At 57.9% G+C, this 23353-nt stretch carries 17 protein-coding genes; 11 read left to right on the top strand and 6 right to left on the bottom strand.

Annotated elements, in window-relative coordinates:
- The first annotated feature begins 3 nt into the window (after positions 1-3).
- Both hslO and pckA read left to right on the top strand, forming a co-directional pair.
- A complete protein-coding gene (hslO, locus tag ACOKCT_RS19840) occupies positions 4-882 on the top strand; it encodes an Hsp33 family molecular chaperone HslO (protein WP_103177312.1) in 879 nt (292 codons plus the stop codon).
- Between the two features lie 375 nt (positions 883-1257).
- Entirely contained in the window at positions 1258-2877 is a 1620-nt protein-coding gene (gene pckA / locus ACOKCT_RS19835) for a phosphoenolpyruvate carboxykinase (ATP) (protein WP_159340219.1), read from the top strand.
- 60 nt (positions 2878-2937) lie between these two features.
- On the opposite strand, the gene envZ is transcribed toward pckA, so the two are convergent.
- Positions 2938-4299: a two-component system sensor histidine kinase EnvZ gene (envZ, locus tag ACOKCT_RS19830; RefSeq protein WP_103177314.1), complete on the bottom strand. Its 1362-nt coding sequence runs from the start codon at positions 4297-4299 to the stop codon at positions 2938-2940.
- Positions 4296-5015 carry a two-component system response regulator OmpR gene (gene ompR, locus ACOKCT_RS19825; RefSeq protein WP_001157751.1) on the bottom strand — a complete coding sequence of 240 codons (720 nt, stop codon included), beginning with the start codon at positions 5013-5015 and terminating at the stop codon, positions 4296-4298. The genes envZ and ompR overlap by 4 nt, the downstream gene beginning before the upstream one ends.
- A gap of 227 nt (positions 5016-5242) precedes the next feature.
- On the opposite strand from ompR, the gene greB reads away from it, so the two are divergent.
- The 5 genes from greB to feoC all read left to right on the top strand — a co-directional run bounded on the left by greB (position 5243) and on the right by feoC (position 11269).
- Complete coding sequence (greB, locus tag ACOKCT_RS19820; protein WP_103177315.1) at positions 5243-5716, top strand: transcription elongation factor GreB; 474 nt, start codon at positions 5243-5245, stop codon at positions 5714-5716.
- Positions 5717-5803: 87 nt separating this feature from the next.
- The gene (locus ACOKCT_RS19815) at positions 5804-8125 is read left to right on the top strand and encodes a Tex family protein (RefSeq protein ID WP_420193804.1); all 2322 of its coding nucleotides are present in this window, start codon (positions 5804-5806) and stop codon (positions 8123-8125) included.
- Between the two features lie 322 nt (positions 8126-8447).
- Positions 8448-8675: a ferrous iron transporter A gene (gene feoA / locus ACOKCT_RS19810; protein WP_103177317.1), complete on the top strand. Its 228-nt coding sequence runs from the start codon at positions 8448-8450 to the stop codon at positions 8673-8675.
- Positions 8676-8705: 30 nt separating this feature from the next.
- On the top strand, positions 8706-11024 hold the full coding sequence (feoB, locus tag ACOKCT_RS19805) for a Fe(2+) transporter permease subunit FeoB (protein ID WP_156655306.1): 2319 nt from the start codon (positions 8706-8708) through the stop codon (positions 11022-11024).
- 8 nt (positions 11025-11032) lie between these two features.
- A complete protein-coding gene (feoC, locus tag ACOKCT_RS19800) occupies positions 11033-11269 on the top strand; it encodes a [Fe-S]-dependent transcriptional repressor FeoC (protein ID WP_103177319.1) in 237 nt (78 codons plus the stop codon).
- 40 nt (positions 11270-11309) lie between these two features.
- Here the strand turns inward: feoC and ACOKCT_RS19795 are convergent, their stop codons facing one another.
- Positions 11310-11579 (bottom strand): YdgH/BhsA/McbA-like domain containing protein, encoded by a 270-nt coding sequence (locus ACOKCT_RS19795; protein WP_103177320.1) that lies wholly within the window; start codon positions 11577-11579, stop codon positions 11310-11312.
- A 113-nt stretch (positions 11580-11692) separates the two neighbouring features.
- On the bottom strand, positions 11693-12466 hold the full coding sequence (bioH, locus tag ACOKCT_RS19790; protein WP_214422483.1) for a pimeloyl-ACP methyl ester esterase BioH: 774 nt from the start codon (positions 12464-12466) through the stop codon (positions 11693-11695).
- A gap of 36 nt (positions 12467-12502) precedes the next feature.
- Here bioH and gntX point away from each other — a divergent pair, with 36 nt between their 5' ends.
- The 3 genes from gntX to gntT all read left to right on the top strand — a co-directional run bounded on the left by gntX (position 12503) and on the right by gntT (position 15446).
- Complete coding sequence (gene gntX / locus ACOKCT_RS19785) at positions 12503-13186, top strand: DNA utilization protein GntX (protein WP_420193803.1); 684 nt, start codon at positions 12503-12505, stop codon at positions 13184-13186.
- A gap of 58 nt (positions 13187-13244) precedes the next feature.
- Positions 13245-13820, top strand: a complete 576-nt coding sequence (gene nfuA / locus ACOKCT_RS19780; protein WP_103177323.1) for a Fe-S biogenesis protein NfuA — start codon at positions 13245-13247, stop codon at positions 13818-13820.
- Between the two features lie 309 nt (positions 13821-14129).
- A complete protein-coding gene (gntT, locus tag ACOKCT_RS19775) occupies positions 14130-15446 on the top strand; it encodes a gluconate transporter (RefSeq protein WP_420193802.1) in 1317 nt (438 codons plus the stop codon).
- Positions 15447-15572: 126 nt separating this feature from the next.
- On the opposite strand, the gene malQ is transcribed toward gntT, so the two are convergent.
- Together malQ and malP are read right to left on the bottom strand one after the other, a co-directional pair.
- Positions 15573-17657, bottom strand: coding sequence for a 4-alpha-glucanotransferase (gene malQ / locus ACOKCT_RS19770; RefSeq protein ID WP_420193801.1), 2085 nt, complete (start codon positions 17655-17657; stop codon positions 15573-15575).
- A gap of 9 nt (positions 17658-17666) precedes the next feature.
- Positions 17667-20060 (bottom strand): maltodextrin phosphorylase, encoded by a 2394-nt coding sequence (gene malP, locus ACOKCT_RS19765; protein WP_103177326.1) that lies wholly within the window; start codon positions 20058-20060, stop codon positions 17667-17669.
- Between the two features lie 584 nt (positions 20061-20644).
- On the opposite strand from malP, the gene malT reads away from it, so the two are divergent.
- Entirely contained in the window at positions 20645-23350 is a 2706-nt protein-coding gene (gene malT, locus ACOKCT_RS19760; protein WP_103177327.1) for an HTH-type transcriptional regulator MalT, read from the top strand.
- Positions 23351-23353 lie beyond the last annotated feature (3 nt).

The following is a 23353-nucleotide window of genomic DNA, read 5'->3' as shown; positions in this document are numbered from 1 at the left end:
ACTATGGCCCAACACGACCAATTACACCGCTATCTGTTTGAACAATTTGCCGTTCGCGGCGAGCTGGTTACCGTATCCGAAACCTGGAAACAGATCCTGGAAAACCACAACTACCCGCTGCCGGTGAAAACCGTGCTGGGCGAGCTGCTGGTCGCGACCAGCCTGCTGACTGCGACCCTGAAATTTGCCGGTGATATCACCGTGCAGCTGCAGGGTGATGGCCCGATGAGCCTGGCGGTGATCAACGGCAACAACCAGCAGCAGATGCGCGGCGTGGCGCGCGTACAGGGCGATATCCCTGAAAACGCAGACCTGAAAACGCTGGTGGGCAATGGCTACCTGGTGATCACCATCTCCCCGGAAGAGGGCGAGCGCTATCAGGGGGTCGTCGGTCTGGAAGGCGATACGCTGGCAGCCTGCCTGGAAGACTACTTCCTGCGCTCCGAACAGCTGCCGACGCGCCTGTTTATCCGTACCGGCGAAGTCGACGGCCAGCCGTGTGCCGGCGGGATGCTGCTCCAGGTACTGCCAGCCCAGAACGCGCAGGCAGATGATTTCGATCACCTGGCCACCCTGACTGAAACCATCAAAGCCGAAGAGCTGTTCACCTTACCGGCGAACGAAGTACTGTGGCGTCTGTATCACGAAGAAGAGGTGACGCTCTACGATCCGCAGGATGTCGAGTTCAAGTGCACCTGTTCCCGTGAACGCTGCGCGGGTGCGCTGAAAACATTGCCGGATGAAGAGATTGACAGCATCCTGGCAGAAGATGGCGAAATCGACATGAACTGCGATTACTGCGGCTCTCACTACGTCTTTAACGCAATGGACATTGCCGAGATCCGCAACAACGCCTCCCCGGCCGATCCGCAGCTGCACTAAGTCCTGCCGTTAACTGCCCTCTTGAGGGGGCAGTTAACCTTTCCCCCTCCCCTACTCATTAATTTCATTCACTATTTACCCCAATCTGCTGAATCGTTATCAGTGATGTAAGACTTTCGTAATTTTCTTTCATGTATGCGCTTACATTCACATTCTCGCAGTTTAATTTATCGCTCATTAACCTTTTCGGAACATTTTCCCCAACCGAAAAGTGATTCCTGCCATAATCTGCACCGCAAAGTGACAGGAGTCACAGCGTTTTCCGTCATAAAGGGTTTTTGTCCAGATACGCAAATCTATGAGCCCGGTCGCGGTTAACATTCGAAGAAAACCCCTACAATTTCAGGCAGTATAAATTGGCTAAGGAGCAGTGATATGCGTGTTAATGGTTTAACCCCGCAAGATCTCAAGGCTTATGGTATCAACGACGCTCGCGATATCGTCTATAACCCTGATTACGATACGCTTTATCAGGAAGAGCTCAATCCAGCACTCGAAGGATACGAGCGCGGTATATTGACGACGACCGGCGCTATCGCTGTCGACACCGGTATTTTTACCGGCCGTTCGCCGAAAGATAAGTACATTGTTCGTGACGACACCACCCGCGACACCTTTTGGTGGGCGGATAAGGGCAAAGGGAAGAACGACAACAAAGCGATCTCCCCTGAAATCTGGCAGCATCTGAAATCCCTCGTCACCCAACAACTTTCCGGTAAACGTCTGTTCATTATCGACGCTTACTGCGGTGCCAACGCCGATACCCGCCTTTCCGTTCGTTTTATCACTGAGGTCGCCTGGCAGGCCCATTTCGTGAAGAACATGTTCATTCGCCCGACCGAGGAAGAGTTACAGAGCTTCGAGCCTGACTTTGTGGTGATGAACGGTGCGAAATGCACCAACCCGCAGTGGAAAGAGCAGGGGCTGAACTCGGAAAACTTTGTCGCCTTTAACCTGACGGAGCGTATCCAGCTTATCGGCGGCACCTGGTACGGCGGCGAAATGAAGAAAGGGATGTTCTCGGTGATGAACTACCTGCTGCCGTTAAAAGGTATTGCCTCCATGCACTGCTCGGCGAACGTGGGCGAGAAAGGCGACGTGGCGGTCTTCTTTGGCCTCTCCGGCACCGGTAAAACTACTCTCTCCACCGATCCGAAACGCCGCCTGATTGGCGATGACGAGCACGGCTGGGATGACGACGGCGTGTTTAACTTCGAAGGCGGCTGTTACGCCAAGACCATTCGTCTGTCGGCTGAAGCGGAGCCGGATATCTTCCAGGCGATCCGCCGTGATGCGCTGCTGGAGAACGTGACGGTACGTGCTGACGGCACGGTCGATTTTGACGATGCGTCAAAAACGGAAAACACCCGCGTCAGCTACCCTATCTACCACATCGACAATATCGTTAAGCCTGTTTCAAAAGCGGGCCACGCGACCAAGGTGATCTTTCTCACCGCCGACGCGTTTGGTGTGCTGCCGCCGGTTTCACGCCTTACCGCCAGCCAGACGCAGTATCACTTCCTCTCCGGGTTTACCGCCAAGCTGGCCGGTACCGAACGGGGTGTGACTGAGCCGACGCCTACCTTCTCCGCCTGCTTTGGCGCAGCCTTCCTGTCGCTGCACCCGACGCAGTACGCCGAAGTGCTGGTGAAACGCATGCAGGCCTCGGGTGCCCAGGCGTATCTGGTCAACACCGGCTGGAACGGCACTGGCAAACGTATCTCCATCAAAGATACCCGCGCCATTATCGACGCCATTCTGAATGGTTCGCTGGATGATGCGGAAACCTTCACCCTGCCGATGTTCGATCTGGCAATCCCGACCGAACTGCCGGGCGTGGACAGCCATATCCTCGACCCACGCAACACCTACGCGTCGCCGGAGCAGTGGCAGGAAAAAGCCACCACGCTTGCGAAGCTGTTTGTGCAAAACTTTGAGAAGTACACCGATACGCCAGCGGGTGCGGCGTTGGTGAGTGCGGGTCCGAAGCTGTAAAAATTGTGCCGGGTAGCGCTGCGCTTACCCGGCATGCCCATAAAAACGGTAACCTGCGGGTTACCGTTTTGCTGTTAACTCTCTTTCGCCTGCCCCGCGCGGAAATGGAACCGGCAGCCAGGCGCGGATACTCAACCCACCCCGTTCGCTGGTGCCAATCTCCAGCAGACCGTTATGGTTATCCACAATACGCTGCACAATCGCCAGACCTAAACCGGTGCCGCTGGTGCTGCGCGCGCTGTCGCCGCGCACAAACGGCTGGAACAGGTGTTTACGCTGCTCCGGTTTGATCCCCGGGCCGTCATCTTCCACCTGGAACCAGGCGCGGCTCAGCTCGGAGCCGCTGCTGACCTTGATCCAGCCGTTGCCGTACCGGGCGGCATTGACCACCATATTCGCCACGGCGCGCTTAATGGAGAGCGGGTGCATCCGCACGGTGATATCGCCCGGCTGCAGATCGGTTTCGATCTCACGCTCGTAGCCGCTTTCGGCCGCCACCACTTCACCCAGCACCGCGTTCAGATCCGCCATCTCCATCGGCATCTCCTGCCCGGTGCGCAGGTAGTCGATGAACTGCTCGATAATGGCGTTGCACTCTTCGATGTCCTTGTTGATGGACTCCGCCAGGTAGCCATCTTCCTCGCCCATCATTTCGGTCGCCAGACGGATACGCGTTAACGGGGTGCGCAGGTCATGGCTGACGCCAGCCATCAGCAGGGTACGGTCATCGGCCAGTTGTTTCACCCCCGCCGCCATATGGTTGAACGCGCGGGTAACGGAACGCACTTCCGACGCACCATATTCGCGCAGCGGAGGAGGAATAATCCCTTTACCGACCTGGAGCGCCGCATGCTCCAGGTCGACCAGAGGTCGGTTCTGGATGCGGATAAACAGCCACGCGCCGCCTATCGCCAGCAGCATGATCGCCAGGGTGTAGCGGAACAGCGGCGAGAAGTCGCCCTGATGGATTTCGGTGAGGGGCACGCGTACCCAGATGTTGGGTGAGAGCCAGGTTTTTAGCCAGACCACCGGCGAGCTTTTGTTGACCTCAACGCGTACTTCCGTTGGGCCGCCCAGCTGCTGCGCCATCTGCTGGCTTAAAAATTCATAATGTTGCGCCCAGCGCAGACCTGCGTCTTCCGCCGCTTCGTTAGAGTAGAGCGATATCCCCAGCTCACGGTAGATTTCACGGCGAAACGCAGGGGGAACCACCAGCTGCGTGCCATCTTCCAGCTGCAGTTTATCGGTCATCAGCATACGCACTTCGTAGGCCAGGACCTTATTAAACTGCTGAAGGCTCGGTAGGATCGCAAAGTTCAGCACCACCAGATAGGTCGTCACCAGGCTGACAAACAGCAGGGTGACGATCAGTAACAGGGTGCGGGCAAACGAGCTTCGCGGCGAAAAACGCATTCGCCTCATGCTTTAGAGCCGTCCGGGACAAACACGTAGCCCAGACCCCAGACGGTCTGGATATAGCGCGGATGCGCCGGATCCTCTTCCACCATGCGGCGCAGGCGGGAGATCTGTACGTCGATGGAACGCTCCATCGCGGAGTACTCACGGCCACGGGCCAGATTCATCAGCTTATCGCGCGACAGCGGCTCGCGCGGGTGGCTGACCAGCGCTTTCAGCACCGCGAACTCACCGCTGGTGAGCGGCATCGGCTCATCTTCGCGGAACATCTCGCGGGTGCCGAGATTCAGCTTGAACTTACCGAAGGCTATTACCGCCTCTTCCTGCGACGGTGCGCCAGGCAGTTCGTTCGCCTGACGGCGCAGTACGGCACGGATACGCGCCAGCAGCTCACGCGGGTTAAACGGTTTTGGAATGTAGTCGTCGGCGCCAATTTCCAGCCCCACGATACGGTCAACCTCTTCCCCTTTCGCCGTCACCATAATGATCGGCATTGGGTTGCTTTGGCTGCGCAGACGACGGCAGATAGAGAGGCCATCTTCGCCCGGCAGCATCAGATCCAGCACCATCAGGTGGAAGGATTCGCGGGTCAGCAGGCGATCCATCTGTTCGGCGTTAGCCACGCTACGAACCTGGAAGCCCTGCTCGGTCAGATAACGCTCAAGGAGCGCACGCAGGCGCATGTCGTCATCCACCACCAGAATCTTATAATTCTCTTGCATTGTCAGTACTCCCAAAGGTTCGGATAATCTTGCAGATGCGTATTCTAAAAAAGTGCGCGTCTACGACCAGCTAATTCTGGTATAAATTCTAGTCGAAATTGTTACAAAGCATATTTAACAGCAGCTTATATATACATTCCATCACATAACTCATTATTAATCCTGTCTGTTAAGATAAGTGATACGTAATGTGCGCAAGGTAAGCAACCTCGTCGTAAGGCAAAAGAATGAAAACGCCCCTGATCACCCGCGAAGGGTATGAAAACCTGAAGAAAGAGCTGGACACCCTGTGGCGGGAAGAGCGCCCGGAAGTGACGAAAAAAGTGACCTGGGCAGCAAGTCTCGGCGATCGCAGTGAGAATGCCGACTACCAGTACAACAAAAAGCGGCTGCGCGAAATCGACCGCCGGGTGCGTTATCTGACCAAATGCCTCGAGAACCTGAAAATCGTCGACTATTCCCCGCAGCAGGAGGGCAAAGTCTTCTTCGGCGCATGGGTCGAAATTGAAAACGACGATGGCGATCTCAAGCGCTTTCGTATCGTCGGTTACGATGAAATTTTTGGTCGTAAGGATTACATTTCTATCGATTCGCCAATGGCCCGCGCGCTGCTGAAAAAAGAGGTGGGCGATCTGGCTATCGTCCAGACCCCGGCGGGAGAAGCCAGCTGGTATGTAAATGAAATCGAGTACGTAAAATAGTCCTGGAGCGCCCTCCGCGACTGGCATTTTGCTGTGCCAGTCCGTATAACTATCCCCTGATTTTTTGACCCACAAGATGAAATAGCCATGATGAAAGATTCGCTCTGCCGCATTATTGCGGGTGAACTTCAGGCAAGGGCTGAACAGGTAGAAGCTGCCGTTCGCCTGCTTGATGAAGGGAACACCGTGCCGTTTATTGCACGTTATCGTAAGGAAGTCACCGGCGGTCTGGATGATACGCAGCTGCGTAACCTGGAGACCCGCCTTGGCTATCTCCGTGAGCTGGAAGAGAGGCGCCAGGCGATTCTGAAATCCATCGGCGAACAGGGCAAGCTGACCAGCGATCTGGAAAAAGCCATTAATGGCACCCTGAGCAAAACCGAGCTGGAAGACCTCTATCTTCCCTATAAACCCAAGCGCCGTACCCGCGGGCAGATTGCCATCGAAGCCGGCCTGGAGCCGCTGGCCGATCTGCTGTGGAACGAACCCGCACACGACCCGGAAACCGAAGCCGCGAAATTTATCGATGCCGATAAAGGCGTGGCCGATACCAAAGCCGCCCTTGATGGCGCTCGCTACATCCTGATGGAGCGCTTCGCCGAAGATGCAGCCCTGCTGGCAAAAGTGCGTGATTATCTGTGGAAGAATGCCCATATCGTCTCCACCGTGGTCAGCGGCAAAGAGGAAGAAGGGGCGAAGTTCCGCGACTACTTCGATCACCATGAACCGATTTCAACCGTGCCCTCTCACCGTGCGCTGGCGATGTTCCGCGGTCGCAACGAGGGCATTTTGCAGCTCTCCCTGAACGCCGACCCGCAGTTCGACGAGCCGCCGAAAGAGAGCCACGGCGAGCTGATCATCACCGATCATCTCGGTCTGCGCCTGAACAACGCCCCGGCAGACAGCTGGCGCAAAGGGGTGGTGAGCTGGACCTGGCGTATCAAGGTGCTGATGCATCTCGAAACCGAACTGATGGGCACCGTGCGCGAGCGCGCCGAGGACGAAGCGATCAACGTCTTTGCCCGTAACCTGCACGACCTGCTGATGGCTGCCCCTGCCGGCCTGCGCGCCACCATGGGCCTCGATCCGGGTCTGCGTACCGGCGTGAAGGTCGCCGTGGTGGATGGCACCGGCAAGCTGGTGGCCACCGATACCATTTATCCGCATACCGGCCAGGCGGCAAAAGCTGCGGTCGCGGTTGCGGCGCTGTGCGAAAAGCACAACGTCGAGCTGGTGGCGATCGGTAACGGCACCGCCTCCCGCGAAACCGAGCGTTTCTTCCTCGATCTGCAAAAGCAGTTCCCGAAAGTGACCGCCCAGAAGGTGATTGTCAGCGAAGCGGGGGCCTCGGTCTACTCGGCGTCCGAACTGGCTGCGCAGGAGTTCCCGGATCTCGATGTTTCCCTGCGCGGCGCGGTCTCTATCGCCCGCCGTCTGCAGGATCCGCTGGCGGAGCTGGTGAAGATCGACCCGAAATCCATCGGCGTGGGCCAGTACCAGCATGACGTCAGCCAGACCCAGCTGGCGCGTAAGCTGGACGCGGTGGTGGAAGACTGCGTGAACGCCGTGGGCGTTGACCTGAATACCGCCTCCGTTCCCCTGCTGACCCGCGTGGCGGGCTTAACCCGCATGATGGCGCAGAACATCGTCGCCTGGCGTGATGAGAACGGTCAGTTCCAGAACCGCCAGCAGCTGCTGAAGGTAAGCCGTCTCGGGCCGAAAGCGTTTGAGCAGTGCGCGGGCTTCCTGCGCATCAACCACGGCGATAACCCGCTGGACGCCTCCACCGTTCACCCGGAAGCCTACCCGGTGGTCGAGCGCATTCTGGCCGCTACCCAGCAGGCGCTGAAGACGCTGATGGGCAACAGCAGCGAGCTGCGTAACCTGAAAGCCGTTGACTTCACCGACGAGAAATTCGGTGTGCCGACCGTGACCGACATCATCAAAGAGCTGGAAAAACCTGGCCGCGACCCGCGTCCGGAGTTCAAAACCGCGCAGTTTGCGGAAGGCGTCGAGACGATGAACGACCTGCTGCCGGGTATGGTGCTGGAAGGCGCGGTCACTAACGTCACCAACTTTGGCGCGTTTGTGGATATCGGCGTGCATCAGGATGGCCTGGTGCATATCTCCTCTCTGGCCGACAAGTTCGTGGAAGATCCACATACCGTGGTGAAAGCTGGCGACATCGTAAAAGTGAAAGTGCTGGAGGTGGATCTGCAGCGCAAGCGTATCGCCCTCACCATGCGTCTGGACGAGCAGCCTGGCGAGACCAACGCCCGTCGTGGCGGCGGTAACAGCGAGGCACGTCAGCAGCGTCCGGCGGCGAAACCGCGCGGGCGTGAAGCACAACCCGCCGGCAACAGCGCGATGATGGATGCGCTGGCGGCGGCGATGGGTAAGAAACGCTAGCTTACGTAATGCCCGGTGGCGCTTCGCTTACCGGGCCTACGGTTTTGTCGCCCAACGCACGAATTACATTAAAATGTACTCACTCATTTCTTTATCAATATGTAACCTATTGCACATCCATATTTAAACCGATAATTATCACTCCGTTAACAATAAATCTTTTTATCTCTTCCCTTCAGCGCCGTAAATATTGAGCAAGGTCAACCAGGCTGCAAATTAATAGCGCCATGCACATTCCGTCACATATTTAATATTGATGATAGAAACCATTCTCATTACCATTGTGTCTGTTGATTATTTAACCTTCCGTTAAGTAGGCACTATGCAATTTACTCCAGACAGCGCGTGGAAGATCACCGGCTTCACCCGCGAAATCAGCCCGGCCTATCGCCAGAAGCTGCTCTCTTTGGGGATGCTTCCCGGCTCCTCATTCCACGTTGTACGTGTGGCCCCGCTGGGCGATCCGGTCCATATCGAAACCCGACGTGTGAATCTGGTTCTGCGTAAGAAAGATCTCGCCTTAATAGAAGTTGAAGCTCTGTCACAATAAAACGCCAGCTCTCGTAGCGAGTCTGAAAAAATGAAAAAATTAACCATTGGCTTAATTGGCAACCCCAATTCCGGCAAGACAACGTTATTTAACCAGCTTACCGGCGCCCGTCAGCGCGTCGGTAACTGGGCGGGCGTCACGGTCGAGCGTAAAGAGGGCCAGTTTACGACCACCGACAATCAGGTCACCCTCGTCGATCTGCCCGGCACCTACTCGTTAACCACCATCTCCTCCCAGACCTCGCTCGATGAGCAGATCGCCTGCCACTATATTTTGAGCGGCGACGCCGACCTGCTGATCAATGTGGTGGACGCCTCAAACCTTGAGCGAAACCTCTACCTCACGTTGCAGCTTCTGGAGCTGGGTATCCCCTGCGTGGTGGCGCTGAACATGCTCGATATTGCGGAAAAACAGCAGATCCGCATCGATGTCGACGCGCTTTCCGCCCGTCTCGGTTGCCCGGTGGTGCCGCTGGTCTCAACCCGCGCCCGCGGTATCGACGCCCTGAAGCTTGCCATTGACCGCCACAGCCGCAATGCTGAGGTGGAGCTGGTGCACTATGCCCAGCCCCTGCTGCGTGAAGCCGGGATCCTCGCAAAGGCAATGGCGCACAGCATGCCGTTCAGACAGCGCCACTGGCTCGGCCTGCAAATGCTGGAAGGCGATATCTACAGTCGTGCCTATGCCGGTGATGCCGCCCACCAGCTGGATGCCTCCCTTGCGCGACTGAATGACGAGCTGGACGACCCTGCCCTGCACATTGCCGATGCCCGCTATCAAAGCATCGCTGCCATTTGCGACGTGGTCAGCAATGCCCTTACCGCCGAGCCGAGCCGTTTTACCCAGGCGATGGACACGGTCATCCTCAACCGTTTCCTCGGTCTGCCGGTCTTTCTGCTGGTGATGTACGTGATGTTCCTGCTGGCCATCAACATTGGCGGCGCGCTGCAGCCGCTGTTTGACGTCGGCTCCGTCGCCCTCTTTATTCACGGCATTCAGTGGCTGGGTTATACGCTGCATCTGCCGGAATGGCTGACTATCTTCCTCGCTCAGGGGCTGGGCGGCGGGATCAACACCGTCCTGCCGCTGGTGCCGCAGATCGGCATGATGTATCTGTTCCTCTCTTTCCTGGAGGACTCCGGCTACATGGCCCGCGCCGCCTTCGTGATGGATCGTCTGATGCAGGCCCTTGGCCTGCCGGGCAAATCGTTCGTGCCGCTGATTGTCGGCTTCGGCTGCAACGTGCCGTCGGTGATGGGGGCGCGCACGCTGGATGCGCCCCGCGAGCGCCTGATGACCATCATGATGGCGCCGTTTATGTCCTGCGGCGCACGGCTGGCGATCTTCGCGGTGTTTGCCGCCGCCTTCTTTGGCCAGGAGGGGGCCCTGGCGGTCTTCTCGCTCTACGTGCTGGGGATCGTGATGGCGATCCTTACCGGTCTGATGCTCAAGCACACCATCATGCGTGGTGAGGCGACCCCGTTTGTGATGGAGCTGCCGGTCTACCACGTTCCACACCTGAAAAGCCTGCTGATCCAGACCTGGCAGCGGCTTAAAGGCTTTGTGCTGCGGGCGGGTAAAGTGATTGTGGTGGTCAGCATCTTCCTCAGCGCGCTCAACAGCTTCTCCCTGAACGGCAAGGCGGTAGACAACATTGACGACTCCGCCCTGGCCTCCGTCAGCCGCGTTATCACCCCGCTGTTCAAACCCATTGGCGTGCATGAAGACAACTGGCAGGCTACCGTCGGGCTGTTCACCGGCGCAATGGCGAAAGAGGTGGTGGTGGGTACGCTTAACACCCTCTATACCGCCGAGAATATTCAGGAAGCCGCGTTTAACCCGGCCGATTTCCACCTCGGCGACGAGCTGGTCAGCGCCGTGGATGAAACCTGGCAGAGCCTGAAAGCGACCTTCAGCCTGAGCGTTCTTGCAAACCCGATTGAAGCCAGCAAAGGCGACGGCGAGATGGCGACGGGCGCAATGGGCGTGATGAGCGAGAAGTTTGGCAGCGCCTCAGCGGCCTACAGCTACCTGATCTTCGTTCTGCTCTACATTCCCTGCATCTCGGTCATGGGAGCCATCGCCCGCGAATCGAGCCGCGGCTGGATGGGCTTTTCGGTGCTGTGGGGGCTGAATATCGCTTACTCGCTGGCGACGGTCTACTACCAGACGGTCAATTTTACTCAGCATCCGCAGTACAGCCTGGTCTGCATCCTGGCAGTGGTACTGTTTAACGTGGTGGTGATCGGGCTGTTACGCCGGGCCCGCAGCCGTGTGGACGTTAATCTGCTGGCGAAAGGCAGAACCGCGGCGGCCTGCTGTGAAAGTCCGGTAAGCGACTGTCATTAGGAGGCGGCATGGCATCGTTAATTGAAGTACGTGATTTACTGGCACTACAGGGAAGAATGGAGGCCACCCAGCTTAGCCAGATGCTGCATACCCCGCAGGCGATGATCGAGGCCATGCTGCAACGTCTTGAGGCGATGGGCAAAGCGAAGCGGATTCAGGAAGATGCCGACGGCTGCTTAACCGGCAGCTGTAAAAGCTGCCCCGAAGGAAAAGCCTGCCTCAGGGAGTGGTGGGCGCTGCGTTAAGTGTGAATAAAGCCGGGCAACTCTGCCCGGCTTTGTGCAATTATTTGTAGACTTCTGCGGTCGCGCGGATGTCTTTCGAATCTTTGTTGGCGCTGGTGACGACAAAGTACTTACCGCCCATCTCATCAGCTTTCTGTGAAAGCTCTTTTCGCGCATCCATTGGCGCGGTGGTGTCAGACGTAGAGATATGGCCAACTTTCGTCAAATTCATCTCTTTCACTTTGTCTTTCTGGATCTCTTCCGCCGCCATAACACCGAAAGAGAGTGATCCAATAACCAGAGAAGCAACAATACCTGTGACAAGTTTCATAGTCATGACTCCCAAAGATGATTGTAATTTTGATTATCGAACGCGGGATAACCGCAACGATATATTGAGTATTGTTGCGGTACGTCACTTTTTCCAGCTGAAATGAAAAATAATCAGTTTAAACGACGACTTAAGGCGATCAACGCCGCGCAAAATTCGTCGGAGTGAGAGATAAAGGGCGCATGCGCCGCTTTAGCGATGATCAGGGCTTCACTCTGCGGCCATTGCTCATCCAGCAGCGGCACGATTTTGCGCGGCACCAGTCCGTCGAGATAGCCATAAATTCGCAGGTGCGGCAGCGAAAGCGTCGCCAGCGGTGCGCGGAGATCGGCTGTTTTCAGGATCTCCAGCCCGCCATTCAGCACCGCCACCTCCGGCATCGGCAATGACAGCACCGTGGTTTTCAGCGTGCGGGCATCCTGGCGCGCCGTTTCTGTGCCCATGGTTTGCAAGGCGAGGAAGCGCTCCACCGTGCGCTGGAAGTCATTGCTCAGCTGCTGCTGGAAGCCGGCCAGCACCTCAGGTTTGATCCCCGGCCACTCCTCCTGTGCGCTAAAACAGGGGGAAGAGGCGACGGTCACCAGAGCATGCACCCGCTCAGGGTGCGTCAGGGCAATCTGGCTCGCCACCAGCCCGCCCAGGCTCCAGCCTAGCCAGATCGCCCGATCCGGAGCCTGAGCCAGCACCTGCTCCGCCATCTCCTCAAGCGTCATTGCGCCAAAATCCCGGCTGCGGCCAAAGCCCGGCAGATCCACCAGGTGCAGCGTAAAATGCGAGGCCAGTTCCTCACTGACGCAACGCCATACTTCGGCATTCAGCCCCCATCCGTGCAGCAGCACAAGATGACAATTTCCTGTCCCGACGGTCTGCCACCAAAGGTTGTTCATCGATTACTGTTCTCTTTTTTCACAAGGAGGTTGTCTATGCTAACAGTGCCCGGCTTGTGCTGGCTATGCCGGATGCCGCTGACCCTCGGCCATTGGGGAGTCTGTTCCGTATGTGAAAGGGGAATAGCCCCTCGGGGGAGCTGTTGCCCCCGGTGCGGCTTGCCGGCCATTCACCCTCGCCTGCCCTGTGGGCGCTGCCTCTGTAAACCGCCGCCGTGGCAGGCACTGGTGGCGGTGTGCGGTTACAGGCCGCCGGTGAGCCTGCTTGTCCATCAGCTAAAATTTTCCCGCCGCAGCCAGCTGGCCCAGCCGCTGGCGAGGCTGTTACTGTTGGCGCTGTTGCGGGCCAGGCGCAGCCACGGTTTACCGCGTGTCGATATGATGGTCAGCGTGCCGCTCTGGTCCCGGCGGCACTGGCGGCGCGGTTTTAACCAGAGTGACCTGCTCTGTCGCCCGCTGGCCCGCTGGCTAAACTGCCGCTATGTTCCCGACGCGCTTCGCCGCATCCGCGCGACCCCGGCCCAGCATCGGCTCAGCGCGCGACTGCGTAAACGCAACCTGCGGCACGCCTTTGCGCTTGAATTTCCGGTGGCAGGGCGCCATATCGCTCTGGTGGATGATGTCGTGACAACAGGTGCTACCGTTGCGGAGCTCTCCCGCCTGCTTTTGCGAAGCGGCGCGGCGTCGGTTCAGGTATGGTGTCTGTGTCGAACCTTGTAGCGCCCTCAGGTTGGGCGTATTATACCCAGGTAATTTAGTCAACTATTAGGCCAATTCTATGATCCGTATTTCCGATGCTGCACAAGCGCACTTTGCCAAACTGCTGGCAAATCAGGAAGAAGGGACCCAGATCCGCGTTTTCGTGATCAACCCTGGCACCCCGAATGCAGAATGCGGCGTCTCTTATTGCCCACCGGATGCTGTGGAAGCAACTGACACCGCCCTGAAATTTGAGCAGCTCACTGCCTATGTCGATGAGCTGAGCGCCCCGTATCTGGAAGATGCGGAAATCGATTTTGTCACCGACCAGCTGGGCTCGCAGTTAACGCTGAAAGCGCCAAACGCCAAAATGCGTAAAGTAGGCGATGACGCTCCGCTGATGGAGCGCGTGGAGTATCTGCTGCAGTCCCAGATCAACCCGCAGCTGGCGGGCCACGGCGGTCGTGTTTCCCTGATGGAGATCACCGACGAAGGCTTCGCCATTCTGCAGTTTGGCGGCGGCTGTAACGGCTGTTCAATGGTCGACGTAACCCTGAAAGAGGGGATCGAGAAGCAGCTGCTGAACGAGTTCCCGGAGCTGAAAGGCGTACGCGATCTTACCGAACACCAGCGCGGCGAACACTCTTACTACTGATTGCCCGTTTGCTTGCCCGGTGGCGCTACGCTTACCGGGCCTACAAACGCACATCCCCTCTTCCCTTGCCTCATAACATGACCTGCGTCTCAGAATTCACATTTTGACCGCGGGGGTCATTCTCAAGCCGCACATGTTACCCGTATCATTCTCACGGGCACTAAAACAGCTTTACGCCGACCGACTAAACTAAAGATTTAGAAGGCAGCCTCTCTGTGTGCCATCAGTTAGCCGTTCCCAGTTGGGGCAACATTAGTATGTCGTTGAAATAATGACGTTACCCATAACAATTTTTAAGGCCAGATAATCATGCCATTAGTCATTGTCGCTATCGGTGTAATCCTGTTACTGCTCTTGATGATCCGTTTCAAAATGAACGGTTTTATCGCCCTTGTTCTGGTGGCACTTGCTGTCGGCCTGATGCAGGGTATGCCGCTGGTAAAAGTTATCAGCTCCATTAAAGCTGGCGTGGGCGGTACGCTCGGTAGCCTCGCGCTGATCATGGGCTTCGGCGCCATGCTCGGTAAAATGCTGGCTGACTGCGGTGGCGCACAGCGCATCGCAACCACGCTGATTGCTAAATTCGGCAAAAACAACATTCAGTGGGCGGTGGTTTTAACCGGCTTCACCGTTGGTTTCGCGCTGTTCTACGAAGTGGGCTTCGTGCTGATGCTGCCGCTGGTGTTCACCATCGCCGCTTCTGCCAGCATCCCGCTGCTCTATGTCGGTGTGCCGATGGCTGCTGCACTGTCAGTGACACACGGCTTCCTGCCGCCGCACCCGGGCCCGACCGCTATCGCCACCATCTTCCATGCGGACATGGGTAAAACCCTGCTGTTCGGTACCATCCTTGCGATCCCGACCGTAATCCTGGCAGGCCCGGTATTTGCCCGTGGCCTGAAAGGTATCGACAAGCCGATCCCGGAAGGGCTGTATAACGCCAAAACCTTTACTGAAGCCGAAATGCCAAGCTTTGCCGTCAGCGTCTGGACCTCTCTGGTACCGGTTGTGCTGATGGCCCTGCGCGCCGTCTGTGAAATGGTGCTGCCGAAAGGCCATCCGGTTCTGGGCGTGGCGGAGTTTCTGGGCGACCCGGTAATGGCGACGCTGATCGCGGTTCTGATTGCGCTCTTCACCTTTGGTCTGAACCGTGGCCGCTCCATGGATCAGATTAACGACACCCTGGGCTCCTCGATCAAAATCATCGCCATGATGCTGCTGATCATCGGTGGTGGCGGTGCGTTCAAACAGGTTCTGGTGGATAGCGGCGTGGACAAGTACATCGCCTCCATGATGCATGAAACCAACATCTCTCCTATCCTGATGGCCTGGTCTATCGCGGCGGTTCTGCGTATCGCGCTGGGTTCTGCCACCGTGGCCGCTATCACTGCGGGCGGTATCGTGGCGCCACTGATTGCGACGACGGGTGTCAGCCCTGAGCTGATGGTTATCGCGGTGGGTTCCGGTAGCGTGATCTTCTCTCACGTCAACGATCCGGGCTTCTGGCTGTTCAAGGAGTACTTCAACCTGACCATCGGTGAGACCATCAAGTCCTGGTCGATGCTGGAGACCATCATCTCCGTCTGCGGCCTGATTGGGTGTCTGCTGCTGGGTATGGTGGTGTGATGTGATAGTGCCGGGTGGCGGCTGCGCCTTACCCGGCCTACATAAACAGAACATGCACATTCCGTAGGCCCGGATCGCTACGCGTCACCGGGCAATAAAAAACCCGCCATCCGGCGGGTTTTTTTATCACTTCTTCGCAGCCGCTTTTCGCCGCTTATCCAAATCCTTAATCAGCTTGTTCACGCCGTCATCGGCAAACATCGCCTCAAGGGAGGTGGAGAGCTTGCGACGCCAGTTCTTGTACTGGTAGCTGGTGCCCGGGATGTTAACCGGCTCCGCCATACCCAGCCAGTCTTCCGGCTGCAATCCCAGCAGCGCACTGTTGCTGTCGGCAATGTAGCGCTGCAAACCGCGGTTGAGCGTGGCGGTCATCGACATCAACGACGCCTTATGCCCGGTGCGTTTTGGCAGGCAGCCGTGCTCATGCAACGCATCCAGCAGCCCCTGCTTCGACAGCTCACGATCCTGATAGAGCCCGCGGAGCATCACTTCGTCAGGGTAGAGACCCAGCGTCTTGCCCAGGGTAAGGTCGCCGCTGTCCCACCAGCCACGAAGCGTAGGAAGGTCATGCGTCGTCGCGACTGCCATTGATTGTTCTGGATACGCCTCCGGCGCGCGGAAGTTCTTTTCAAGGTCGTTTTCAAAATAGAGCACCTTGTAGGAGTACACGCCGCTGTCACGCAGCTTGCTGACAATTTCTACCGGTACGGTACCGAGATCTTCGCCGATCACCATACAGTTATGGCGCTTACTCTCCAGCGCAAGGATAGAGAGCAGATCGTCCACCGGATAGTGAACGTAGGCGCCGTGGTCGGCGGTTTCGCCGTAGGGGATCCACCACAGACGCAACACCGACATCACATGGTCGATACGCAACGCACCGCAGTTCTGCATGTTGGCGCGCAATAGTTCGATAAAGGGCTCATAGGCGCGAGCCGCAATCACGTGCGGGTCCATCGGCGGCAGACCCCAGTTCTGGCCGAGCGGGCCCAGAATATCCGGTGGTGCGCCGACCGAGGCTTTCAGGCAGTAGAGCTCGCGATCGCACCAGGTTTCCGCCCCGCCTTCAGCCACGCCAACCGCCAGGTCACGGTAGAGACCAATCGGCATGTCGTAACCCTGGCTCTCCTGCCAGCAGGCTGCGAACTGGCTGTAGGCCAGCCACTGCAGCCAGAGGTAAAAATCGACCTCATCGGCATGTTCGTCGCAAAACGCTTTCACCGCCGGGGACTCGACGGACTGATACTGCTCAGGCCAGACCGGCCAGCCCCAGCGCATTTCATCCTCTTGCACCTGATGCGCATGCAGCGCGTCGAACGCCGCCTGCCAGTAGAGGCTCTCCCCTTCGCGGGCAACAAACGCCCGGAAGGCCGCCATCTGGTCGTCGTCACGCTGCGCAAAGCCTTTCCACGCCATACGCAGCGCGGCCATCTTCAGCGCGGTGACGGAGGCATAATCGACCCACTCGGCATCGCGGGCGCGTTGCAGCGTCTGCCGGGTAGTCTCCATCTTCCACCACGCCTGCGCCTCGTCGCTGTTGCGGAAATCCTCCACGGCGTTCACGTCGATATAAATCACGTTCAGCCAGCGACGGGACGACGGGCTGTACGGGCTGGCGCTCTCTGGGTTGGCCGGATAGAGCGCATGGATCGGGTTAAGGCCGATAAAGGCCCCGCCGCGCTTGCCGACATCCGCCAGCATCTTTTTCAGATCGCCAAAATCGCCGATCCCCCAGTTAGCCTCCGAGCGCAGCGTGTAGAGCTGCACACAGGCGCCCCACAGCTTTTTGCCCTCTTTCAGCGCCTGCGGCTCGTAGCAGCGTTTTGGCGCCACAATCACCCGGCAGTGCCAGCGCTGGCCGTCCTGGGTGAGCGTCAGCGTGTGGTAGCCCTCCGGCAGTTTTGCCGGAAGGTTGAGGTTTTTGCCGCCCGTGGCGTGGCCCTTGTGCTGATGTCCCTCTTCGGTGGTCAGCAGCCAGCTAAAGTCGCCGCTGCCTTCGATCGTCAGCGGCATCTTTTTCCCGGCGGTGTAGACCATCACGTTCGGGACGGGGGTGACCGCCGCTTTCGCGACGGGTTTGGCTTTATGCATGGCATCCAGCAAACGCCTCTTGGTTTCAGCACCAATAGACTGCGGTTTACCATGAGCATTGATGTAGCTGGGGCTGATGCCCGCCGCCAGTGCGGCATTATCGAGACGTTTACTTTCCATCGCGCTTCCTTAGCGTTTTGCCTGCCAGATGCGGGCCTGGTAGTCGCGGATTGAACGGTCAGAGCTGAACATGCCACAGCGCGCGGTGTTCAGAATGCACGCCCGGGTCCAGGCTTCCTGGTCGCGGTACAGAACATCGACCTGTTTCTGCGCCTCAACGTAGCCGGCAAAGTCCGCCATCAGCAGGTACGGGTCGCCGCCCTCTTTGCCGATGCTGTGCAGCATCTGGTCGAACGCATGCTTGTCGCCATCGCTGTATTTGCCGCTCTCCAGCTCTTTCAGTACCGCATCCAGCAGTTTGTCTTTTTTACGCCATTTCACCGGGTCGTAACCTTTGGCTTTAATGGCTTTCACCTCTTCCACAGTATGGCCGAAGATAAAGATGTTCTCGTCGCCCACCTGCTCGGCAATCTCAACGTTCGCCCCGTCCAGAGTACCCACCGTCAGCGCGCCGTTCAGGGCCAGCTTCATGTTGCCGGTGCCGGAGGCCTCTTTACCGGCAGTAGAAATCTGCTCAGAAACGTCCGCTGCCGGGATTAACAGCTCGGCCGCCGAGACGCAGTAATCCGGCAGGAAGACCACTTTCAGCTTGTCGCCCACTTTCGGATCGTTGTTCACCGCGTCGGCCACTTTATTGATAGCGAAGATGATGTTTTTTGCCAGGTAGTAGCCCGGCGCCGCTTTCGCGCCAAACAGGAACACGCGCGGCACGCGATCGGCCTGCGGGTTCTCGCGGATCTCTTTGTACAGCGCCAGAATGTGCAGCAGGTTCAGGTGCTGACGCTTGTACTCGTGCAGACGTTTAATCTGAATATCAAACAGCGCGTTCGGGTTGATCTCAATCCCGGTACGGGCTTTGACGTACGCCGCCAGGCGCACTTTGTTGTCCTGCTTGATGGTGCGGTAAGACTCGCGGAATGCCGCATCGTCGGCATATTTCTCCAGGTTGATCAGCTGATCGAGATCGTTGGCCCACTCTTTATCCAGCGAAGAATCCAGCAGCGCGGAGAGTGCCGGGTTGCACTGCTTGATCCAGCGACGCGGGGTGATGCCGTTGGTCACGTTGTGGAACTTGTTCGGCCACAGCTGGTGATATTCCGGGAACAGATCTTTCACCACCAGGTCGGAGTGCAGCGCAGCCACGCCGTTTACCGCAAAACCGCTCACCACGCAGAGGTTAGCCATGCGCACCTGTTTGTCGAACACCACTGCCAGCTTCGCCCATACCGCTTTATCGCCCGGCCAGGTTTTCTCGACCCGCTTTTTGAAGCGGTTGTTGATCTCGGTGATGATCTGCATATGGCGAGGCAGCAGGGTTTTAATCAGCTTCTCGTCCCAGCACTCCAGCGCCTCTGGCATCAGGGTGTGGTTGGTGTAGGCGAAGGTCTTGCTGGTGATCGCCCAGGCGTCGTCCCAGCTCAGCTGATGCTCGTCGATCAGCACACGCAGCAGTTCCGGAATGGCGATGGTTGGGTGGGTGTCGTTCAGCTGGATCACTTCGTAATCCGCCAGCTCCGCCAGTTTGCGGCCCGCCTGGTGGTGGCGACGGAGAATGTCGGCCACGGAGCAGGCGCACTGGAAGTACTGCTGCATCAGGCGCAGCTTTTTGCCCGCCAGATGGTTGTCGTTCGGGTAGAGAACCTTGGTCAGCTTGTCGGCGTCGATCCCCTGCTGCTCGGCACGCAGGAAATCGCCGTCGTTGAATTTGGTCAGGTTGAACGGATGGGCATGGGTCGCCTGCCACAGACGCAGCGGCTGCGCCACGCCGTTACGGTAGCCCAGCACCGGCAGATCCCAGGCCTGGCCGGTGATGGTGAAGCCCGGCTCCCACTGGCCCGCTTTGGTCACTTTACCGCCAATACCCACCTGCACATCCAGCGCTTCGTTGTGGCGGAACCACGGGTAGCTGCCACGATGCCAGTCATCCGGGGCTTCCATCTGCTGGCCGTCGGCAAAGGACTGACGGAACAGGCCGTACTGATAGTTCAGACCATAGCCGATCGCCGACTGGCCTACCGTCGCCATGGAGTCCAGGAAGCAGGCCGCCAGACGCCCCAGGCCGCCGTTGCCAAGCGCCGGGTCGATCTCCTCTTCCAGCAGGTCGGTCAGGTTAACGTTGTGCGCGTTCAGCACATCGCTCACCTCCTGATACCAGCCCAGGTTAAGCAGATTGTTGCCGGTCAGACGGCCAATCAGGAATTCCATTGAGATGTAGTTAACGTGGCGCTGATCTTTCGCCGGTTCTACTGCGGGTTGGGCGCTCAGTAACTCGGCGAGCGCTCCACTGACGGCCTGCCACCACTGGCGGGAGGTCATCTCTTCAGCGGCATGTAAACCAAAACGCTGCCACTGACGCGTCAGGGCAGCCTGGAATTGAGCTTTGTTGAAAGTAGGCTGTGACATAGGGAATCTGCATCCTGTAGAGAGAAAATAAAACGTTGGCGCTAGTGTGCCTGGCTACTTATGGCTCTTCCTCCTCCTGCCGGGGATTAGGCGGGGAGGAGTAGCGGGGATGAGCGATAAAGTGTGATCGCGGCCACTTTCCACAGCCAGAGTGTGGGGCATTGCAGACGAGATCACCGGGAAGAGTGTCAAAAAATGAAACAGGTTTTCAGAAGAAATATATGAGCGCAGTAATAATTACTTACCTGAAATAATAACTGTAGGATTTTACTGTATCGCAGAGGGTTATTTTACCAGGGTAACCATCCCGAGACTTTATTAACTTTTCACAGCCTTTACGATTCTATATTCCTTTTTATGCTTAACCTTCCGCATGCTCGCCAAACCAGTATCCATGCGCTTTCGAGGCCCATCGGAAAAGTTCCCGCACCCCAGCATATATTTTTGTGACCGAGTGCAAATTAAGGGATATAAAACCCGGACATAACTTGCAATAAAGAGGTTTCTGACCGACCTTATATGCATTAATTACGAAGCGCAAAAAAAATCAAAAATCTCGATTTCCACACAGTGAAGTGAAAACTATGTTGATTCCGTCCAAATTAAGTCGCCCGGTTCGTCTTGACCATACTGTGGTCCGCGAACGCTTGCTGGCGAAACTTTCCGGCGCGAACAATTTTCGACTGGCGCTGGTAACGAGCCCTGCCGGGTACGGCAAAACCACGCTCATTTCGCAGTGGGCATCCGGCAAGACCGATCTTGGCTGGTACTCCCTTGATGAGGGCGATAACCAGCAGGAGCGCTTCGCCAGTTATCTGATCGCCGCCATTCAGCAGGCGACCAACGGACACTGCGTAACCAGCGAAAGCATGGTGCAAAAGCGGCAGTACGCCAGCCTCTCCTCACTGTTTTCCCAACTGTTTATCGAGCTGGCCGAATGGCATCGCCCGCTCTATCTGGTCATTGACGATTATCATCTGATCACCAACCCGGTGATCCATGAGTCGATGCGCTTCTTCCTGCGCCATCAGCCGGAAAACCTGACCCTGGTGGTACTGTCGCGCAACCTGCCGCAGCTGGGCATTGCTAACCTGCGCGTGCGCGATCAGCTGCTGGAAATCGGCAGCCAGCAGCTCTCCTTTACCCATCAGGAGGCGAAGCAGTTCTTTGACTGCCGCCTGAAATCCCCTATCGAGGTGGCGGAAAGCAGCCGCCTGTGCGACGACGTAGCAGGCTGGGCGACCGCCCTGCAGCTTATTGCGCTGTCGGCGCGGCATAACAATAGCCCGACGCAGCAGTCCGCCCGTCGTCTGTCGGGGATCAATGCCAGCCACCTCTCCGATTACCTGGTGGATGAAGTGCTCAACAGCGTCGATCAAACCACCCGTCAGTTCCTGCTGAAAAGCTCCCTGCTGCGCTCGATGAACGATGCCCTGATTGTGCGCGTCACCGGCGAAGACAACGGCCAGATGCGCCTGGAAGAGATTGAGCGTCAGGGGTTGTTCCTGCAGCGTATGGACGACTCCGGCGAATGGTTCAGCTACCATCCGCTGTTTGGCAGCTTCCTGCGCCAGCGCTGTCAGTGGGAGCTGGCGACCGAACTGCCGGAAATCCACCGCGCCGCGGCAGAAAGCTGGATGGCGCAGGGGTTCCCGAGCGAGGCGATTCATCACGCGCTGGCAGCGGGCGATGCCCATATGCTGCGCGATATCCTGCTCAACCACGCCTGGAGCCTGTTTAATCACAGCGAGCTGGCCCTGCTGGAAGAGTCGCTGCGCGCCCTGCCGTGGGAGAGCCTGCTGGAAAATCCACGCCTGGTGCTGCTCCAGGCCTGGCTGATGCAAAGCCAGCATCGCTACAGCGAAGTGAACACCCTGCTGGCCCGCGCCGAGCAGGAGATGAAGGGCGAGATGGATGCCGCCCTGCACGGCGAGTTTAACGCCCTGCGCGCGCAGGTGGCGATCAATGACGGCGACCAGGAAGAGGCCCAGCGCCTGTCGATGGTCGCGCTGGAAGAGCTGCCCCTGGCGAACTTCTACAGCCGTATCGTTGCCACCTCGGTGCATGGGGAAGTGCTGCACTGTAAAGGCGATCTCACCCGCTCCCTGTCGCTGATGCAGCAGACCGAACAGATGGCGCGCCGTCACGATGTCTGGCACTACGCGCTGTGGAGCCTGATCCAGCAGAGCGAAATTTTGTTTGCCCAGGGCTTCCTGCAGGCCGCCTGGGAGACGCAGGAAAAAGCATTCAACCTGATCCGCGATCAGCATCTGGAACAGCTGCCAATGCACGAGTTCCTGCTGCGCATTCGCGCCCAGCTTCTGTGGGCGTGGGCACGTCTGGACGAAGCCGAAAGCACCGCCCGTCTTGGGGTCAATGTGCTCTCCACCTATCAGCCGCAGCAGCAGTTGCAGTGTCTGGGCCTGCTGGTGCAGTGCTCCCTGGCGCGCGGCGATCTCGACAACGCCCGGAACCATCTCAACCGCCTGGAAAACCTGCTCGGCAACGGTCAGTACCACAGCGACTGGGTATCGAACGCCGATAAGGTGCGGGTGATCTACTGGCAGATGACCGGCGACAAGAAATCGGCGGCCAACTGGCTGCGCCAGACGCCGAAGCCGGCGTTCGCCAATAACCACTTCCTGCAGAGCCAGTGGCGCAACATTGCCCGGGCGCAGATCCTGTTAGGCGAATTTGAACCGGCCGAGATGGTGCTGGAAGAGCTGAACGAAAATGCCCGCAGCCTGCGTCTGATGAGCGATCTCAACCGCAACCTGCTGCTGCAAAACCAGCTTTACTGGCAGTCAGGCCGTAAGAATGACGCCCAACGCGTGCTGCTGGAAGCGTTGCAGCTGGCGAACCGCACCGGCTTTATCAGCCACTTTGTGATTGAAGGCGAGACTATGGCGCAGCAGCTGCGCCAGTTGATTCAGCTCAACACGCTGCCGGAGCTGGATCAGCACCGTGCCCAGCGCATTCTGCGTGAGATTAACCAGCATCATCGCCACAAGTTTGCCCACTTCGACGAGACCTTTGTGGAGCGTCTGCTGAATCACCCGGAAGTGCCGGAGCTGATCCGCACCAGTCCGCTGACCCAGCGCGAGTGGCAGGTTCTGGGGCTGATTTACTCAGGCTACAGCAACGAGCAGATTGCCGGTGAGCTGGCGGTGGCGGCCACCACCATTAAAACGCATATCCGTAACCTGTATCAGAAGCTGGGCGTCGCCCACCGTCAGGATGCGGTGCAGCATGCGCAGCAGCTGTTGAAGATGATGGGGTACGGCGTGTAGGGC

It is taken from the genome of Leclercia sp. M-A074-M (assembly GCF_965195605.1).
Taxonomy (GTDB): Bacteria; Pseudomonadota; Gammaproteobacteria; order Enterobacterales; family Enterobacteriaceae; genus Enterobacter.
Note: the sequence above shows the minus strand (reverse complement) of the source record. Positions and strands in the feature narration are given on the sequence as shown.

Coding starts and splice junctions, on each gene's coding strand:
- hslO (WP_103177312.1), top strand. CDS start 4: ATGGCCCAACACGACCAATTACACCGCTATCTGTTTGAACAATTTGCC.
- pckA (WP_159340219.1), top strand. CDS start 1,258: ATGCGTGTTAATGGTTTAACCCCGCAAGATCTCAAGGCTTATGGTATC.
- envZ (WP_103177314.1), bottom strand. CDS start 4,299: ATGAGGCGAATGCGTTTTTCGCCGCGAAGCTCGTTTGCCCGCACCCTG.
- ompR (WP_001157751.1), bottom strand. CDS start 5,015: ATGCAAGAGAATTATAAGATTCTGGTGGTGGATGACGACATGCGCCTG.
- greB (WP_103177315.1), top strand. CDS start 5,243: ATGAAAACGCCCCTGATCACCCGCGAAGGGTATGAAAACCTGAAGAAA.
- ACOKCT_RS19815 (WP_420193804.1), top strand. CDS start 5,804: ATGATGAAAGATTCGCTCTGCCGCATTATTGCGGGTGAACTTCAGGCA.
- feoA (WP_103177317.1), top strand. CDS start 8,448: ATGCAATTTACTCCAGACAGCGCGTGGAAGATCACCGGCTTCACCCGC.
- feoB (WP_156655306.1), top strand. CDS start 8,706: ATGAAAAAATTAACCATTGGCTTAATTGGCAACCCCAATTCCGGCAAG.
- feoC (WP_103177319.1), top strand. CDS start 11,033: ATGGCATCGTTAATTGAAGTACGTGATTTACTGGCACTACAGGGAAGA.
- ACOKCT_RS19795 (WP_103177320.1), bottom strand. CDS start 11,579: ATGAAACTTGTCACAGGTATTGTTGCTTCTCTGGTTATTGGATCACTC.
- bioH (WP_214422483.1), bottom strand. CDS start 12,466: ATGAACAACCTTTGGTGGCAGACCGTCGGGACAGGAAATTGTCATCTT.
- gntX (WP_420193803.1), top strand. CDS start 12,503: ATGCTAACAGTGCCCGGCTTGTGCTGGCTATGCCGGATGCCGCTGACC.
- nfuA (WP_103177323.1), top strand. CDS start 13,245: ATGATCCGTATTTCCGATGCTGCACAAGCGCACTTTGCCAAACTGCTG.
- gntT (WP_420193802.1), top strand. CDS start 14,130: ATGCCATTAGTCATTGTCGCTATCGGTGTAATCCTGTTACTGCTCTTG.
- malQ (WP_420193801.1), bottom strand. CDS start 17,657: ATGGAAAGTAAACGTCTCGATAATGCCGCACTGGCGGCGGGCATCAGC.
- malP (WP_103177326.1), bottom strand. CDS start 20,060: ATGTCACAGCCTACTTTCAACAAAGCTCAATTCCAGGCTGCCCTGACG.
- malT (WP_103177327.1), top strand. CDS start 20,645: ATGTTGATTCCGTCCAAATTAAGTCGCCCGGTTCGTCTTGACCATACT.